General features: G+C 42.7%; 17 protein-coding genes. 7 read left to right on the top strand and 10 right to left on the bottom strand.

Annotated features, from left to right (window positions below; translation table 11 throughout):
• Positions 1-556 precede the first annotated feature (556 nt).
• The 5 genes from cueR to zipA form a co-directional block, all read right to left on the bottom strand.
• Positions 557-949 carry a Cu(I)-responsive transcriptional regulator gene (cueR, locus tag AC3CHU_RS04100; RefSeq protein WP_054547633.1) on the bottom strand — a complete coding sequence of 131 codons (393 nt, stop codon included), beginning with the start codon at positions 947-949 and terminating at the stop codon, positions 557-559.
• Between the two features lie 123 nt (positions 950-1,072).
• Positions 1,073-1,876, bottom strand: a complete 804-nt coding sequence (locus AC3CHU_RS04095) for a DUF2057 domain-containing protein (protein WP_488525118.1) — start codon at positions 1,874-1,876, stop codon at positions 1,073-1,075.
• A gap of 98 nt (positions 1,877-1,974) precedes the next feature.
• Positions 1,975-3,105: a porin gene (locus AC3CHU_RS04090; protein ID WP_488525117.1), complete on the bottom strand. Its 1,131-nt coding sequence runs from the start codon at positions 3,103-3,105 to the stop codon at positions 1,975-1,977.
• Positions 3,106-3,629: 524 nt separating this feature from the next.
• Positions 3,630-5,642, bottom strand: a complete 2,013-nt coding sequence (gene ligA, locus AC3CHU_RS04085) for an NAD-dependent DNA ligase LigA (protein ID WP_372244361.1) — start codon at positions 5,640-5,642, stop codon at positions 3,630-3,632.
• Between the two features lie 92 nt (positions 5,643-5,734).
• A complete protein-coding gene (zipA, locus tag AC3CHU_RS04080) occupies positions 5,735-6,778 on the bottom strand; it encodes a cell division protein ZipA (RefSeq protein WP_428783325.1) in 1,044 nt (347 codons plus the stop codon).
• Positions 6,779-7,007: 229 nt separating this feature from the next.
• On the opposite strand from zipA, the gene cysZ reads away from it, so the two are divergent.
• The 5 genes from cysZ (at position 7,008) to crr (ending at position 11,996) form a co-directional block, all read left to right on the top strand.
• Entirely contained in the window at positions 7,008-7,766 is a 759-nt protein-coding gene (cysZ, locus tag AC3CHU_RS04075) for a sulfate transporter CysZ (RefSeq protein WP_488518151.1), read from the top strand.
• A 223-nt stretch (positions 7,767-7,989) separates the two neighbouring features.
• Positions 7,990-8,958: a cysteine synthase A gene (gene cysK, locus AC3CHU_RS04070; RefSeq protein ID WP_488525116.1), complete on the top strand. Its 969-nt coding sequence runs from the start codon at positions 7,990-7,992 to the stop codon at positions 8,956-8,958.
• 302 nt (positions 8,959-9,260) lie between these two features.
• A complete protein-coding gene (locus AC3CHU_RS04065) occupies positions 9,261-9,518 on the top strand; it encodes an HPr family phosphocarrier protein (RefSeq protein ID WP_004734263.1) in 258 nt (85 codons plus the stop codon).
• A 137-nt stretch (positions 9,519-9,655) separates the two neighbouring features.
• On the top strand, positions 9,656-11,380 hold the full coding sequence (ptsI, locus tag AC3CHU_RS04060; protein WP_488525115.1) for a phosphoenolpyruvate-protein phosphotransferase PtsI: 1,725 nt from the start codon (positions 9,656-9,658) through the stop codon (positions 11,378-11,380).
• A gap of 106 nt (positions 11,381-11,486) precedes the next feature.
• Positions 11,487-11,996, top strand: coding sequence for a PTS glucose transporter subunit IIA (crr, locus tag AC3CHU_RS04055; RefSeq protein WP_004737851.1), 510 nt, complete (start codon positions 11,487-11,489; stop codon positions 11,994-11,996).
• 597 nt (positions 11,997-12,593) lie between these two features.
• Here the strand turns inward: crr and AC3CHU_RS04050 are convergent.
• The 4 genes from AC3CHU_RS04050 to AC3CHU_RS04035 form a co-directional block, all read right to left on the bottom strand.
• Positions 12,594-13,727, bottom strand: coding sequence for a flagellin (locus tag AC3CHU_RS04050; protein WP_004736189.1), 1,134 nt, complete (start codon positions 13,725-13,727; stop codon positions 12,594-12,596).
• A gap of 297 nt (positions 13,728-14,024) precedes the next feature.
• On the bottom strand, positions 14,025-15,158 hold the full coding sequence (locus AC3CHU_RS04045) for a flagellin (protein WP_488525114.1): 1,134 nt from the start codon (positions 15,156-15,158) through the stop codon (positions 14,025-14,027).
• A 122-nt stretch (positions 15,159-15,280) separates the two neighbouring features.
• Positions 15,281-16,204, bottom strand: coding sequence for a Dyp-type peroxidase (locus tag AC3CHU_RS04040; RefSeq protein ID WP_488525113.1), 924 nt, complete (start codon positions 16,202-16,204; stop codon positions 15,281-15,283).
• 65 nt (positions 16,205-16,269) lie between these two features.
• Positions 16,270-16,731, bottom strand: a complete 462-nt coding sequence (locus tag AC3CHU_RS04035) for a DUF2919 domain-containing protein (RefSeq protein ID WP_065205012.1) — start codon at positions 16,729-16,731, stop codon at positions 16,270-16,272.
• Between the two features lie 109 nt (positions 16,732-16,840).
• On the opposite strand from AC3CHU_RS04035, the gene AC3CHU_RS04030 reads away from it, so the two are divergent.
• Both AC3CHU_RS04030 and AC3CHU_RS04025 read left to right on the top strand, forming a co-directional pair.
• Entirely contained in the window at positions 16,841-17,185 is a 345-nt protein-coding gene (locus AC3CHU_RS04030) for a DUF2956 domain-containing protein (RefSeq protein ID WP_054541672.1), read from the top strand.
• Positions 17,186-17,197: 12 nt separating this feature from the next.
• Positions 17,198-17,530, top strand: a complete 333-nt coding sequence (locus tag AC3CHU_RS04025; RefSeq protein WP_488525112.1) for a DUF4156 domain-containing protein — start codon at positions 17,198-17,200, stop codon at positions 17,528-17,530.
• Positions 17,531-17,640: 110 nt separating this feature from the next.
• Here AC3CHU_RS04025 and AC3CHU_RS04020 read toward each other — a convergent pair whose 3' ends face one another.
• On the bottom strand, positions 17,641-17,928 hold the full coding sequence (locus AC3CHU_RS04020; protein WP_029224613.1) for a winged helix-turn-helix domain-containing protein: 288 nt from the start codon (positions 17,926-17,928) through the stop codon (positions 17,641-17,643).
• Positions 17,929-18,002: the final 74 nt, after the last annotated feature.

The raw sequence follows: 18,002 nt of genomic DNA, 5'->3' as shown, positions 1-18,002 counted from the left end.
TCGATAAATGTAGGCTTTAATAACTTTAGAGAGCAAAGAACATTCTAATTATCATTGTGATAGATTGAATTGAAAAAAAAATAAGTTCTTATTTCGTAAAGCTAAAAAGTTTGATTGAGCTAAAAAGATATAAGAAAGTCAGTTTTCTTATCCAAAATATATATGAATAATTAACCTTACTCTCCCTTAATTATAATTATTAAAAATGTTAAGTCCGTCCAATTTTTGAAATTTTCTTTTCCTTGTCCATACTTTCAATTATCTCAACTAGAGATAAACCTAATGGAGTTTGTATGAGACATTTTTTAATAATTCTAACGGCTATTTTCAGCTTATCATTCGGAAGCGCTCTCGCGAGCAGTCAGTCTCCAGGTAACGGAAACATGGGACCTATTGTTAAGTGTTCAGATGGAAACGCGGTCACTCATGTGCCACTTTTAATCTGCAAACACTATGGCGGAAAGGTACTTTGATAGGTAACTAATGTCAGGCAAGTAATATTCTTTGTTGCCTGACACACTATTTGATTGCTAGGCGAGATTTAAAGAAAAATATGTTATTTTCGGCCTGACAAATTGTTCAAAATTGGGCATTCGTTTGAAGCATCTCCCGGGCAATCATGCACCCAAGACTGTAACTGAGCCTTCATTTTATTTAACTCAGCAAGTTTCAATTCAATTTCATCTAACTTCTGAGTGGCCTTCTTCTTTACTTCGTAGCTTTGTCTGTTCGGATTCATTGCCAACTCGACAAGCGACTTACACTCATCGAGAGTGAATCCAACCATTTTAGCTCTCAGTACGAACTCTAACTGTTCGATATGAATCTCGCCGTATTGCCTGTAACCATTTTCTGATCGGTGTGGTGGGCTCATCATGCCTTTACTTTCGTAAAAACGAATGGATTTCGCTGTTGTACCAACACGTTTCGCTACTTCACCAATATTCACTCTATTACCTACAATTCAAATTGTTACCTAAAACAAAGAGCGCGACCTAAAACGAAAAACAGCAGTACTGCTGTTATACAATACTGCGGTTAAAAAACATAGCTAGAGACTTACGTTAGAGGCTTACTCTTGCTCTAACAGCCAAATCATAGTTTGAGATTTTTCTTCACTGTCTAGCTTATTGAACCAATATGAAACCATCTCGATTTCTTTTGAGCCTTCAATTGATGCTGGAGAAGCGTTCTTACGATTTTTGAATGCCCAATCTGTCACTGCAGACTGCTCTTCTTTTGTCGCTTGTCCATACCAGTAGTTAACCATATCTTGAGCTTGTGAAGCTTTTGGTTCTTCAGCAACAACCGCTGCTACAGGTACCGCGACTGCGGCAACCGCGATCGCAGTATGATTATTCGCACCATTGTAGATCGTGTCGATATACGCTTTCGGCACAATAAAGTTTGTACTCATTGTTGAGTTTTGTCCATCAAGCGTAAACTCTAAATTTTTTTCTCTTGCTTGCTGGATATCAGCGTCGCTTAATGGAAATTTAATATATTGAGTCTTTGTACAGTGCTCGCTGCAACTCTCTCTTGGAACCTGTCTCTCTTCTAGCTCTATCGTCTTGCCGAAAAAGCTTACCGTTTCATATTCTTTATAGCTCTGGAAGTAGCTCACATCCATTATAATTGAAGATTCTGGAGCCGAATTCTGTGTTACTTCTTTGTTGTACGTAAAGTAGAGTGACGATTTCAGGATGTCTGCTCCAAAATTTGCTTTACTTTCCGCAACGTAAGATTGCCCAGTTACCTGAATATAGCCACCTTTAGGCTGTACATCCGCAACTGAATCTGCAAAATCACTTTTTGAATCGAGTGAACTACAAGCTCCCAAAAATAATGATAATACAACTACACTAACTTTATTCATTATGACTAATTCCTTATGTTCACTATGGAAAAACGCTGGCAAAATAATTTACCAGCGTTTTGATTTTATTTAACTATTTTTAAGCTGATAACTTTAGCTTAGAAACCGTACTCAAGGCCAACGCGAGTTACAATATCTGTATCAGCGTCACCAACAGTACGACCCGCTACACGTAGGTAAGGTACGAAACCGTTGTGAACAGCCATTAACTGAGCAGAGATAGTGTTACTATCGTCAGTCTGTGCAGCTGCCAATTTTGAGTTAGATGCAGTAGTACCTGAAAGGTCTGCTTCTAAGTTTGCAGCATAACCAACCTTCACACCAATTGGACCATTCCAGTATTGACCAATGATTGAGTAAGAGTCTTGCGTATATTTGCGCGTGCCGTTGTCTAGCTCTTCGCCTTTATACGCAGCCGCAATACCGAATCCAGCAGGTAGACTTGCTTCGAAACCAACAATGTAAGCGAACGTATCATCGTCATAGCCAGCTACAGCTGCTGTGCAATCCGGCGTACCTGGAGCATCTGGGTCAAACACACAAGATTCATCGGTATCTGCAGTTACACGAGTACCAGATTCAACACCAGCCATGAATGTGATTTTTTCGAAGCTGTACTTAGCACTTGCACCAACAAAGTTAGCATCACGAGTCGCTGCACCGCCACCGTTGTCGTTATCATCACGACCAACAGAAGCTGCAAAAGAGAAACCACCAAATTTAGCTGAATCGTAACGTACTTGGTTAGATTGACGATCGTAGTGACCATTGATGCCGCCCCAATCGAATACAGAACCTAGACCAGGGTTAGAGAATGGCCAATCGACGATTTCGTATAGTGGCGTAAGAACACGACCCACACGAAGGTTACCCCAAGAGCCAGAAGCGCCAACGAACGTATCACGGAAACCAAGCACACCGCCTGAAACACCACCATGAGACCAGTCTGTGCTATCTACGTAACCAGATTCGATCTGCATTGTGATTAATACGTCATCAAACATCTCTTTATGAGCACGGAAGCCGATACGAGATTCATTCTCTACAGCATAACCTGAGCTAGAGTCATTGTTATCAGTCGTGTTGTAGTTAACTAGAGAGATAGCTGCAACACCGTATACGTCAACGTTGAAATCAGAGTTGATACCAACTTCTTTCGCCATTACGCCTGTCGATAAAAATGCAACCGTTGCACCTAGTAGAGTACGTTTGAAAATTTTGTTTTCCATGGAATAAAACTCCTAAAAATGGATATAGCTGTTTGAATATTCCCCGCCTAAAGTTGGCCGCCGTAGAGAGAAATACCTTTTCTTGTTTGAGAACCCTAAACTCGAATTCTCTATTTCCTTTCTGGTTATACACATCGTGTGCATCCATGGCATTAAGACTAACTTCGCCCTCAAAAAGATCAATGAGAACTTAATTTTCATCTAAAAAAATATGAGTTGGTGCAAATTTAGTAGGTACTTAGTGATCCAGATCGATAAATTGTAAAGATCATAACCAAAAACAATTAAATAAAATAATATCAATTACTTACACTAAACCCGCTCTTAAAAAAATAGAAGTGACTCGCATTTTCAATACAACTATAACGGCATTTCATTAATGTTGAGCAGCGTCACTGTCCTGATTTTAGAGTTCGTATAAGAACAAAATTCTCAACAATTAAAAAGCCATCATTTTTATATCAGAAACAAAAAAGGCACTCCCTTGAAAGGAGTGCCTTTGAGCTTTTTTTATCTGTATTTACTTACGAAATAAGTGCAATTAGATCTTCTTCCGTTCTTATTTCGATACCTAAATCTTGTGCTTTAGTCAGTTTAGAACCAGCGGCTTCACCAGCAAATAAGATATCCGTTTTCTTAGACACGCTACCGGTTACTTTTGCACCCAAAGCCTGCAAAGCGGCTTTCGCTTCACTGCGTCCTAATTTAGACAGTGAGCCCGTCAACACAACCACTTTACCTTCTAACGGCAGCTCTTGGTCATCCGCAACAGATTCGATTGCAGGCCAGTTAACACCAAGCTCTAGCAACTGCTCGACTACGGCTCTGTTTTTCTCCTGCGAGAAGAAGCTCGTTAGATGACTTGCTACGATGTCACCAATATCTGACACTTCAACCAACTGTTCATGAGTTGCTGCTTGAACCAACTCCAGCGTCTTAAAGTGCTGAGCTAAGTTCATAGCCGTCGCTTCACCCACTTCGCGAATCCCTAGAGAATAAAGGAAACGCGCTAATGTCGTGTCTTTGGCTTTATTAAGCGCACTCACTACATTCTGTGCCGATTTAGGCCCCATACGGTCAAGAACCGTAATAACGCCAGCGCTTAACTTAAAGAGATCGGCTGGAGTTTCTACCATTTCACGGTCTACAAGCTGCTCGATCACTTTTACGCCAAGACCATCAACATCCAGCGCCTTTCTAGACACAAAGTGCTTAAGCGCTTCTTTACGCTGTGCCTGACAGACTAAGCCACCAGTACAACGCGCTACAGCCTCTCCCTCAACGCGCTCTACTGCAGAGTTACATACTGGGCAAGCATCAGGGAATACAATGTCTCTAGCGCTATCAGGGCGACGATCTTGCACAACAGCTACAATCTGAGGAATAACATCACCAGCACGACGAATGATTACGCTATCTCCGACCTTCACACCTAAACGAGCAATCTCATCAGCGTTGTGCAACGTGGCATTACTTACCGTCACACCACCAACAAAGATAGGTTCTAGTTTAGCCACCGGCGTAATTGCGCCTGTACGACCCACCTGAAACTCAACATCGTTAAGTAATGTAATCTCTTCTTGAGCGGGAAATTTGTATGCAATAGCCCAACGAGGTGCTCGTGCAACAAAGCCTAGAGTGACTTGTGCGGCAATGTCATCAACCTTAATCACCACACCGTCAATCTCATAAGCCAGAGCATCACGACGAGTCATAATATCTTGATAGTACGCTTTTACGTCCTCAAGCGAGCTTAGCTGCTTAGTTTCAGGACACATTGGCAAACCCCAGCCTTTCAGCTGCAAGAAGCGTTGATAGTGGCTATTCGAAAGCTCAGCTCCTTGAACAACACCGACACTGTATGCGTAGAAAGCCAGTGGACGTTTCGCTGTAATGCGAGAGTCAAGTTGACGCAGGCTACCTGCAGCGGCGTTGCGTGGGTTAACAAAAACTTTGTCGCCCTTCTTCAAAGCCAACTCATTCAGTTTATCGAAGCCTGCTTTAGGCATAAACACTTCACCACGAACCTCAATACGTTCTGGCCAACCTTCGCCTTGCAACTTAAGCGGAATCGAGCTAATCGTTCGTACGTTTTCTGTGATGTTTTCGCCAGTAGCGCCATCACCACGCGTTGCAGCCTGAACTAAGGTGCCATTTACATAGAGTAGGCTTACCGCTAAGCCATCAAGCTTAGGCTCACAACAGAAAGTCTTAAGATTGGCCATTGGCGCTCTATCAGACATACGCTTATTAAACGCATCCAAATCTTCATCAGAGAATGCATTGTCCAGAGAAAGCATCGGGATCTCATGAGTCACTTGAGTGAAGCCATCGAGAGGCTGACCACCGACACGTTGGCTCGGAGAATCCACCGTCACAAGCTCTGGATTCTCTTCCTCGATCTTTAGCAACTGTTGCATCAATCGATCGTACTCGACATCAGGGATCTCAGGGCTATCTTCTACATAATAACGAACGGCATGATAGTGCAGAGTTTCTCTTAACTGCTCTAAGGTAACTTGAATCGATTCTTTCATATCATTCTCTGTCGTGATTGAAATATCAAAAAGGGCTCCCTTAGGAGCCCTTTTCTATAAATATAGATTATTTACAAGGCTAAACAATACGGCTAGGCATTCGTAGCGGTCATAAAGTCTCTGATTTGCTTGCGGTAGTCTGACAAACGATTGGGCGTCATTAAGTTACGTGACTCGTCCAAAACGTTTCCGCCCATATCATCAGCAATTTTCTGAGCTGCACTCAGCATTACATTAAAGTTCTGATCAGCTTGACCGTAACAAGGCAGCGTCATAAAGAACGAAATACCTTTCGTTGTAAAGTCAGCAGGATCATCATGTTCTAGAGTTCCCGGCTGCATCATGTTCGCAACACTGAAAATAACTTTTGGCTCATCGCTAGATTGTGCAAAACAATGGTAGATAGACATCTCACCATAAGTTAGGCCGTTATTCTCCATACTACGGAAAAGTTCAGTCCCTACGAATGGGATTTCTCCAGCACAGTGAACATTAAGAACAATCACTTCTAAGCCAAGTTCTTCATCTGGCTTAGCTTCTTCAACAGGCGCGGCGCTTTGTGGAGCAACGACCTCTTTCGAAACAAGCGGTTCACTTGGCGTCAATGATCCACTAGGAACGAGTGGTTCGGTAACCGAATCAGAAGCTTCTTCAAACGAACCGTACTGCTCTTGAAAACCAGCATGACTTTCTTTTTGCTCGTCAGTCAATTCAAAGCTTGGAACCTCTGGTTCAGTGGCCTCTTGTATGTCTTCAGGTTCACTCTCGATCTGAATTGGTTCTTCTTTAACACTGAAGGAAGGAAGATCATTCAATTCGATGTCGTCTTCGATAACTTCTTTCGTTTGTGGCGCAGTAAGTGGATCTGAGTCAATCAGCGGATCAGTCTCAGATGGTGAGACTGCAAAATCCGGCTCTTTACGCTCTTTTCGGATTATCTCAAAATCATCTTCTGGGGCGAATGAACGGTTTGGGATCGTTTCTGCTTCATCTAAGCTGTCGTTATCAAGCTTACCAAGCGGCTTATCTCCAAACTTTGCTTTCCCTTCTTTTTTACTCGTCCATAGACCATGGAACAATAATGCGGCGATAGCTAATGCGCCAACAATAATGAGTACAAATCGCAATTCCTGCATTTTTCGCTCTCAGCTTTCTTAGTCGACTAGCTATAAACACGCTGTCACTAAGTTGGGTTAATTTGGCTAATCTCACTACTCTATCAAAAGTAGCCACTGTTTTAGAACAACTTAATACAATTAGTTCCTTACATGGTGTGATTTTCACCACGCTTTTTTTCTTAATTTCGGTCTAGTACACTAGGGATGTTTGCTATTTAACCAAATTCACATGTGACCTAATTTTAATATGACTATTGAATCTGTTCCCCGCTCAGGCTTTGGCTATTTTATTTTCGGAATAAAAATCGCTTTGTCGCCGAGCATTCGTAAGTTTGTTTTACTTCCACTCATCGCTAACGTGTTACTCGTTGGTGGTGCTTTGTTTTATATCTTTTCCAACCTCAACACTTGGATTGAAGGATGGATTGGTGCATTGCCAAGCTTCTTGTCGTGGTTGTCATACATTTTATGGCCGCTACTTGTCATAACCGTCTTGGCCACGTTTTCGTATTTCTTTAGCACGCTCGCTAACTTCATTGCTGCGCCGTTCAATGGATTACTCGCAGAAAAGGTAGAAGAGCTGCTTAGTGGCAAAAAAGTCAATGACGATGGTTTACTTGATGTCCTCAAAGATACGCCACGTATATTAGCGAGAGAATGGCGCAAACTTGTCTACGTTCTGCCAAAAGCGATCGGTTTATTCCTACTTTTGTTAATTCCAGCACTCGGACAAACCGTTGCACCGTTTTTATGGTTCATCTTCACCGCATGGATGCTCGCTATCCAGTACGCTGATTACCCATTTGATAACCATAAAATCAAATTCGATGATATGAGAAACATTTTGAAACAAAAACAAGGTAAGACCTACAGCTTCGGTGCGCTTGTTTCTGTGTTTACGACAATTCCAATTTTAAACCTGATCGTAGTGCCTGTTGCGGTTTGTGGTGCCACAGCCATGTGGGTTGTTGAATTCAAAGAACAAGCATTAAACTCTCGTCGATAAACGACCCCACTTACCTTTCCGCGCCTATCTTTTGAAAATTCAATGACCAGTAAAGATAGGCGTGAACTCTCCTACATATCTATATGATATAACTTTTTAATCCTTTTACCTTTTTTTCAAGTTGTTTAATCTAAATTCAAGCTGAACAAACATCGAAAGACACTAGACGGTAAAGTGATTGATATACTACGTTTAGTTCTGTCATTAAATGAAGGAATATCGCATGAGCAAGATCTACGAAGACAACACCCTAACGATTGGTAACACACCGCTAGTCCGCCTTAACAAAGTAAGCAAAGGTAACGTCCTAGCTAAGATCGAAGCTCGTAACCCAAGCTTCAGTGTTAAGTGTCGTATCGGTTCAAACATGATCTGGGAAGCAGAAAAAGCAGGTACTCTTAAACCAGGTATCGAGCTTGTTGAACCTACCAGTGGTAATACAGGTGTTGCTCTTGCATTCGTAGCAGCCGCTCGCGGTTACAAGCTAACGCTAACTATGCCTGAGTCAATGAGCCTAGAGCGTCGTAAGTTGCTTAAAGCACTAGGTGCAAACTTAGTACTGACTGAAGCACCAAAAGGCATGAACGGCGCGATAGCTAAAGCAGAAGAAATTGTCGCTTCAGACCCAGAAAAGTATCTGCTGCTTCAGCAATTCAACAACCCAGCTAACCCACAAATTCACGAGAAGACAACTGGCCCTGAAATTTGGGAAGCAACAGATGGCGAAATCGATGTATTTGTCGCTGGCGTAGGTACCGGTGGTACGCTTACTGGTACAAGCCGTTACATTAAAGGCGAGAAAGGTAAAGCGATCACTTCTGTAGCGGTTGAACCAGCAGAGTCTCCAGTGATTGCACAAGCGCTTGCTGGCGAAGAAATCAAACCAGCTCCGCACAAAATCCAAGGTATTGGTGCAGGTTTCATCCCTGGAAACCTAGATTTAGAGATTATTGACCGAGTTGAATCGGTAACTTCTGAAGAAGCGATTGAGATGGCTCAACGCCTAATGAAAGAAGAAGGTATCCTTGCTGGTATCTCATCTGGCGCAGCTGTTGTAGCGGCTAACAAAATTGCCGAACTACCTGAATTTGCAGGAAAAACTATCGTTACTGTGTTACCAAGTTCTGGTGAGCGTTACCTAAGTACAGCCTTGTTTGCAGGCATCTTTACGGAAAAAGAGAACCAACAGTAATATGTGGTCAAATCAATTTTTCGTCCAAAAAAGCCCCGTTTAGGGGCTTTTTTGTTGATCCCTGCCCCACCTTTGGTAATATCAGCTCTGTTTTATTTTTCGCTTCAAAATAAAAGAAGCAATAAACAGATTCTGAAAGTCATGAGTACTCAACAAAAGACGACCATGGCTGGATAAAAATTTATAACCAGTCTAAGTTCTAACACGAACATAGCGTACTAGCCTCTAGCGGATTTACGTTAAAGCAGTTAAGCTGAATTGGTTACAAACTTACAAAAAATAAATTAATTGGGGTATATAAAATGTACGAGAAGCAAGTAGAAATCACAGCAGAAAACGGCCTTCACACACGTCCAGCTGCACAGTTCGTTAAAGAAGCAAAATCTTTCGACGCTGACATCACAGTGACTTCTAACGGCAAAAGCGCTAGCGCGAAAAGCCTGTTCAAGCTACAAACTTTAGGCCTAGTAAAAGGTACTAACGTTACTATTTCAGCTGAAGGCCCTCAAGCTCAGCAAGCAGTAGACCACCTAGTTGCTCTTATGGATCAACTACACTAATACGGTCTCCTTCTTTCAAAGCCATTTTGCACAGCAAAGTGGCTTTGTTCGAAATAGATAGCAATAAGCGCGACATTTAGTCGACGACTTAAAGTCACACATTCTCCCGTTTACAGTTGAACAACTAAGGTAAGGCTATGATTTCAGGCATCCTAGCATCTCCTGGTATTGCTTTCGGTAAAGCACTACTACTTCAAGAAGATGAAATTGTCCTAAACACTCAATCTATCTCAGACGATCAAGTTGAAGCAGAAGTTCAGCGTTTTTTTGACGCTCGTAACAAATCTTCTCAACAACTTGAAGTTGTAAAGCAAAAAGCACTTGAAACTTTTGGCGAAGAAAAAGAAGCAATCTTTGAAGGCCATATCATGCTGCTTGAAGATGAAGAGCTAGAAGAAGAGATTTTAGCACTCATCAAGAAAGACAAAATGCACGCAGACAACGCGATCTACACAGTGATCGAAGAGCAAGCTGTTGCACTTGAGTCACTTGATGATGAGTACCTAAAAGAACGTGCGACTGATATCCGTGATATCGGTACTCGCTTCGTTAAAAATGCACTAGGCATCAACATTGTGTCTCTAGCAGATATCAATGAACAAGTTATCCTAGTTGCTTACGACCTAACGCCATCTGAAACTGCACAAATCAACCTAGACTACGTTCTTGGTTTCGTTTGTGACATCGGCGGTCGTACATCTCATACTTCAATCATGGCACGTTCACTTGAGCTTCCAGCTATCGTTGGTACTAACGATATCACTAAGCAAGTTAAGAACGGCGACATGCTAGTGCTAGACGCGATGAACAACAAGATCATCATCAACCCTTCTGACGCTGAATTAGCAGAAGCTAAGAAAATCAAATCTGATTTTGAAGCAGAAGCGGCTGAACTAGCAAAACTTAAAGACCTACCAGCTATCACGCTTGATAACCATCAAGTAGAAGTTTGCGGCAACATCGGTACAGTTAAAGACTGTGACGGTATCCTGCGCAACGGTGGCGAAGGTGTTGGTCTATACCGTACTGAATTCCTATTCATGGACCGTACTGCACTTCCTACTGAAGAAGAGCAATACGTTGCTTACAAAGAAGTAGCGGAAGCAATGCACGGTGAGTCAGTGATTATCCGTACAATGGATATCGGTGGCGATAAAGATCTTCCATACATGGATCTTCCAGAAGAAATGAACCCGTTCCTAGGCTGGCGTGCAGTACGTATCAGCTTGGATCGTCGTGAAATCTTACGTGACCAACTACGCGGCATTCTTCGTGCATCTGCACACGGTAAGCTACGTATCATGTTCCCAATGATCATTTCTATTGAAGAGATCCGTGAACTGAAAAAAGCAATCGAAGAGTACAAAGTTGAACTTCGCGCTGAAGGTCACGCATTCGATGAAGACATCGAAATTGGCGTAATGGTTGAAACTCCAGCAGCAGCTGCAATCGCACACCACCTTGCTAAAGAAGTCGCTTTCTTCTCTATCGGTACTAACGATCTAACGCAATACACTCTTGCAGTTGACCGTGGTAACGAGATGATTTCTCACCTTTACAACCCACTATCTCCAGCGGTTCTTCTTGTAATCAAGCAAGTAATCGATGCTTCTCACAAAGAAGGCAAATGGACAGGTATGTGTGGCGAGCTAGCAGGCGATGAGCGTGCAACTCTACTTCTTCTTGGTATGGGTCTAGACGAGTTCTCTATGAGCGGTATCTCTATCCCTAAAGTTAAGAAAGTAATCCGTAACTCTAACTTCGCAGAAGTTAAAGCTATGGCTGACGAAGCACTATCTCTACCTACAGCTGCAGAAATTGAAGCTTGCGTAGAAAAATTCATCGCTGAGAAAACTCAGTAATCACCAAGAGCTTAATAAAGTTAGACGGCTAAAAATAGTCGTCTAATTTGTTAGATTGGTATAGTATATTCTACAGAATAAAACTAAACGTTAGGAGCATGACACAATGGGTCTGTTTGACAAACTGAAAAAGCTTGTATCTGATGACAGCGCTGATGCTGGTGCAATCGAAATCATCGCACCTCTTTCTGGTGAAATCGTAAACATCGAAGACGTGCCAGATGTAGTTTTCGCTGAAAAAATCGTTGGTGACGGCATCGCTATCAAACCAGCTGGCGATAAAATGGTAGCTCCAGTTAACGGTACTATCGGTAAGATCTTCGAAACTAACCACGCATTCTCTATTGAGTCTGACGACGGTGTTGAGCTTTTCGTTCACTTCGGTATCGATACTGTTGAACTTAAAGGCGAAGGCTTCACTCGTGTAGCTGAAGAAGGTCAATCTGTTAAAGCTGGTGACACTATCATCACTTTCGACCTAGCGCTTCTAGAAGAGAAAGCGAAATCTACGCTTACTCCAGTTGTTATCTCTAACATGGACGAAATCAAGGAGCTGAACAAGCTTTCTGGTTCTGTAACTGTTGGCGAAACTCCAGTTCTTAAAGTAACTAAGTAATTTCGATTACTTATCTGCTTTAATTAAAACGCTACCTAAGGGTGGCGTTTTTTGTGCCTGCTATATTTGTTCAATACCTCAGATAGGCATTACTGACTATCACACCGAAACCCTTCTCCTAGCTCCCTCAACCAATGAAAACTACACTGACCGTTTATCTCCTGCTATCCGACCTAGTTTTTTACTAAACGTTGTTAAGCGCTATTCAAGGCATTTCGCCTATACATCAAATTACACTTGTGAATTTTAACAAACAGAGATCTCTGATATCTCGTTCTACTCGATTCTGAGATACGACTAAAGACTTCGATTCAGGTAAACAATGGATCAATACCGCCCTATAGTCGTCACTCCCTACAGTGAGGAACGAGCGTGATAGGGAATCTCGCTTTTGCTTCTGTTTACCCGCACAGCACTTTTCCAAATATATCTTAGCTAAATAACAGGCAATAAAAAACCCAGCCGAAGCTGGGTCTGTTTAGCGCTCATCTCTCACCACGAGCTAATTTGTGGAAGCCTAACGTTAACGTTTATGATCAACAGCACTAATGATCAACAGCGCTTATAACCAACTTGGCAACGTGGCCTTTCAATCGATTAACCTAGTAGGCTAAGTGCCGAGTTCGGCGCTTGCTTCGCTTGAGCAAGAATCGAGCTTGAAGCTTGAGAAAGGATCTGAGACTTAGTCATCTGAGTCGTTTCTTTCGCGAAATCGGTATCTTTAATACGGCTCTTAGATGCGTTAACGTTCTCGTTAATGTTGTCTAAGTTGCTGATAGCGTGGTCGAAACGGTTTTGGAAAGCACCCAGTTCAGCACGGTGGCTATCTACATACTTAAGTGCCGCATCGATAACTGCAACAGATTCTTGTGCGCCGCCAACTGATGTTACGTCGATAGTATCAACCGTTACATCTTTACCAGGTTGCATGCCTAGTTCACCAGCAAGGCTGCCAGAGAATGCCACTTCGCCTTCAACTTTATTGTTGCCAGTAAACATTTGCAGCTTACCGTCTTCAGTTACGGACGCTTTAACAGAATCTTGTTGACCGTTGATGTACGTTGCTAGCTCTTCGATGTCGTCGCCCGCTTTCGCAGACACATCGATTTCTTGTGCTTGGCCGAAGTTATCAGTGAACGACATTTTTAGGTCGTTTGCGCCAGCTTGAACGTTCCAGTCTTTGTCTTTCGCGTTCTCAGTTTGGTAGCTCTTACCACCCATCTGAGCGTTATCAGAGCGCATGTCTTTCAGTTGAAGCATTACCGCTTCACCGTTGTCCGCACCGATTTGGAATGATTTAGTACCGTGAGTACCGTTAAGCAGCTTGTTGCCACCAAAAGACGTGGTTTCCGCGATACGGTTCAGTTCGTCGTTCAGAGCTGTTACTTCTTCTTGAATCGCTACACGCTCAGATTTTGAGTTTGAGCCGTTTGAAGATTGTAGAGACAAATCACGCATACGTTGCAGGATGTTTGTTGTCTCGTTCATTGCACCTTCAGCAGTTTGTGCAATAGAGATACCGTCGTTCGCGTTACGAACAGCAACATCAAGACCACGACTCTGAACGTTCAAACGGTTCGAGATTTGTAGGCCCGCAGCGTCATCTTTCGCGCTGTTGATTTTAGAGCCTGAAGCTAGACGCTCCATTGATGTTTGTTGTGCGCTGTTTGCGTTGTTTAGGTAACGTTGTGCTGTCATCGCTGAAACGTTGGTATTTACATTCACTGCCATGGTGACTTCTCCAATTGATTTTCCGGTATAGCGGTTTCCGACGTCTCGGAAAACCAAGTAGTTATCTCTAAGTTACTATTAATAACGGCATGAATACTGAAACCTTTAGGAAAAAAACAATAAAATTAAAGAAATAGCGAGAAAGGGGAAGAAAGCGTGACTGGCAGTGAAATTATCAAAAAAAGATGAGAAAAACACTAAAGTTGTCGATAAGTCGGTCGAGCGAAAAGTTGTGCTTTTATTAACCAAAGGGCTTTAGTTAAGCTGAATTACCTTTATAAGATTTGAGGTAATTTATTAGCCAAGCAGCGTTAAAGCTAGATTGGGCGCTTGCTTAGCTTGAGCCAAAATAGTGGTACTGACTTGTTGTAGTATTTGTTGCTTGAGCATTTGAGTGGTTTCTTTGGCGTAGTCGGTATCTTTGATTCGGCTGTTGGATGTCGCCAAGTTCTCATGAACATTTTCAAGGTTATTGATGGCATGATCAAAACGATTTTGCATTGCCCCTAGTTCAGAACGATGACTATCAACGTACTTCATCGCTGTGTCCAAAATAGAGACGGCGCGCTGAGCACCTCCCACATCGGTTACATTAATGTCATCGACTGACTCGTAATAGCCCGCCGACATCGAAAGCTCACTGGCTAATGAACCTGAGAAAGAGATCGTGCCTGCCGTGTCTTCACCAGACATATAGATCTGAAGCTGTCCTTCATCATTAACTGAAGCCGAGACCAGATCCGTTTGGCCATTAATATAGGTCGCCAACTCTTCAATATCATCGCCCGCTTTCGCGTTAATGGTGATCTCTTGTGGCTGACCAAAACGGTCGGTAAACGACATCGTCATATCATTCTGGTTGGATTCGACTTCCCACAAGTCACTTGCCATGCCATTGGCGACATAGCTAAAACCACCCATATTGATGTCATCGGTTCGCATGTTTTTCAAACCTATCTGCACCGCTTCACCAGAACTGCCACCGATTTGAAATGACGAACTACCAAAACTACCGTTAAGAAGTTTTTTACCGCCAAATGAAGTCGTTTCAGCAATTCGATTCAACTCATCATTTAGAGCTGTCACTTCTTCTTGAATCGCTGTCCTTTCAGACTGGCTATTCGAACCATTACTCGCCTGCAGCGACAAATCTCGCATGCGTTGCATGATATTGGTGGTTTCATTCATCGCTCCTTCTACAGTCTGCATAATGGAGATTCCATCGTTAGCGTTTCGAACCGCGACATCAATGCCGCTCATCTGCGCTTCTAATCGATTCGAAATTTGTAAGCCAGCCGCATCGTCTTTTGCACTATTAATACGACTCCCTGAAGCTAAGCGCTCCAAAGATTGGTTCAGCATGTTGTTGGCATTCGACAGATTCCTCTGAGCCACCAGCGCTGAGACATTTGTATTAACAGTTATAGCCATAGACCTTCACTTACAAAAAGATGAATAAAACTCACGATTGCTCTTGTATCGACCAATTCATCTAAAGCTTTAATAAAAAAGGAGCCCTGAGGCTCCCTTTGTTTATTCTATTTTGAGACGATTTACTTAACCGTTAATGCACTCAACATGTCAGTCGACGGTGCAAAGTAGTAAGCGCCTGTCACCGCTTCAGTAAAACGCAGCAGTTGGTCTGTTTTACCATCTGTTACGCCGTACATGCTCTCTAGCATCGCATCAAAGTTATGACGGACATTACAGTAAGCAATGAACAATAAGCCATGGTCGCCCGTTGCTGTGCCGTAAGGCAGGCTGTGACGAACAATTTTCAGGCCCTTGCCTTCTTCTTTGATATCCACACGACCAACGTGAGACGCCGCAGGAACATCGTCTAACTCAATTGAATCGGGCTTAGTACGACCAACGACTTTCTCTTGTGCCGATACATTCAATCGATTCCAAGCAGGTAGGTTATGGACAAAACGTTGCACCATCACATAGCTACCACCCGCAAATTCACCTTCAGGCACAATCGCTACTTCAGCGCGCTGTGCGTCTTTCGGGTTTTCAGTGCCATCAACGAAGTCGGTCATGTCACGTGAATCTAGGAAGCGGTAACCGTAGGTTTCATCAACTACTTCAACGTCCGCAGCTACTTCAGATAGCAATTTACGTAGGATGAAAAAGTGCAGATCGTGTCGATTTGAATGACAGTGAATCAGAACATCAGACGATGTGCTCGGTGCAGTGACATCACCTTCTCCAAGCGCAGGGAAATCAATGAGGTCAGACGGAGCAGCTTGCTCGAACTTATCCCAAAAAGCCTTTGAGAACGCAACTGACGCCGTTAAGTTCGCATCTGGCTGAGTTTGGTTGAGCTCTTCGATTAGCGCAGGAATCTTTTGAATTTCCGCTAATACATTAGCAGCGTTAGCATTCACTTTTAGTTGAACGTAAAGAGCGAAAGGCCCTGCTTCTGGTAAGATAGCACTTTGAACGTTAGGCTGCTCATTTGAGACATTAAGCATAGATTATTCCTTCCAGTTTTAGCTTCTAAGTATAATTGTGAATAGGACAAATGTTTTGATGATAATCAGTCTTCGAGCTCAACCACTTTAAAGCAATCCCTAGCGGCATGACTATTGGTTAGAAAAAGCGCTAACCATAGGAGCAATAACAGGGTGATGCCATTTGACCAACGGAACCATCCATTATCCAGATAGATTAAATAAATGGTATGAGACCCCTGTGCCAAGATAGCCACCATGGTGACCCAACGCCCCCAAGATACGACTTTATTGAGACGCTTTCTCTCTGGTGTTCTGAGTCCAAACAACCACATGAGTAACAAGATCGGAATACTCAATGCAATCCCAACATAAAACATTTGATGATCTGGATAGATGATTTCGAGGATATCAGTGCCCGACTCTCGGCTTGCACCTGCAACAATGAAAACGACCAAAGCTTTCGCCAAGAATAGCCAACCTAACCATAATAGGATTGGGGCTTTTAAAAAGCCGTGCTTGTCGTATTGTTCTATGGAGTACCGCACAAATCTCACTTTCACTTATTTTCAAACCAACACTTTAACGCAAATCATTCATACTTAACTAGGTTTGCGTTATCTTATTGGTTAATCCGTTTTAATTATCGAACTCAGTATGAAAAAGAAAACTAATACACCATCTGTTGAATCACAACAAGAAGCACTGAAGATAGCCAAAGCGACACAAAAGCCAGCTCAAACCAAAGAACAAACCAAATTGATTGCTCAAGGTATCGAGAAAGGCATCGCACTCTATAAAAAGCAGCAGAAAGAACGTGGCCGCCAAGCCGATAAAGCTAAAAAGCGCGTACAGAAAGAGAAGCAGACTCTACAAGCGAACCAAGACCAAGAACAGAATGTCGACTCGAATAATGAAACAACATCAAATCACGCCAGTAAATTGCCGTGGTTATTATTGTTCGCAAGCTGGATAGGCTTCGCGATTTATTTGATGAAATAACAGGATAAGCGTATGAAAAAGGAATTAATCGCTTTGGCTATGAGTAGCGTGTTACTCGGTTGCACGACACCGACATCAACGCCTCATAGCGAAGCTGCCAACGTGCAAATGGATTACCATGGCGTGATTAATATCGATAAATGTAAGTATAAAGGGGAAGTCACTGGCAGCGAGGGCCATTGGTATAGTTACCTGTTTTACCCAAATGACACCTTGATTCAGGGCGCGATGAATGAGCTCAAGTCAAATACGATCGAGTTAGGTGCAGATACCGTGATATTTACACTTCCCCAAGACTTTTCCAGTTCCGTGACTATGTTGGGCACTGCCTATCTGTGTAAGTAGGTAGAAATATAGTTAGACAGCTCAGCACTCAAATGAGCGAGAGGCTACCTCTTCTATTTCGATTTCTACTTCTACTTCTACTGCAAAAAAGAAAGCCAGCTTTCGCTGGCTTATGCACTAAATCCAAGGCTTATTGCTATATCGCCTTTACGTTGGATAACCCATTGACTGTCAAATGGACCCCAGTCGGATAACTGGTAATAGCCATCATTATGACGTCGCCCATCTTGAACAAACATAAGTTCGATACCGATCCCCGGTAACGCCTTGAGTACATCTTGAATAGTACGACGAGGCCAACCCGTTTTTTCGATGAGTTTAGGCACATTTGGCCTATCAAGGCTTTCCACTAACAATGCTAAATATAGCCGCCTTGCAAAAACAGGACTCAACTCCATTGACACCTCCTATATATGTGCAACTCAATTATTTCTTTTTTCGCTGACAACATGTTGAGGTTGATCAATAAGTC

The sequence above is a fragment of the Vibrio sp. QJM3NY_39 genome, assembly GCF_057785895.1.
This window is presented reverse-complemented; position numbering and strand designations above follow the sequence as displayed.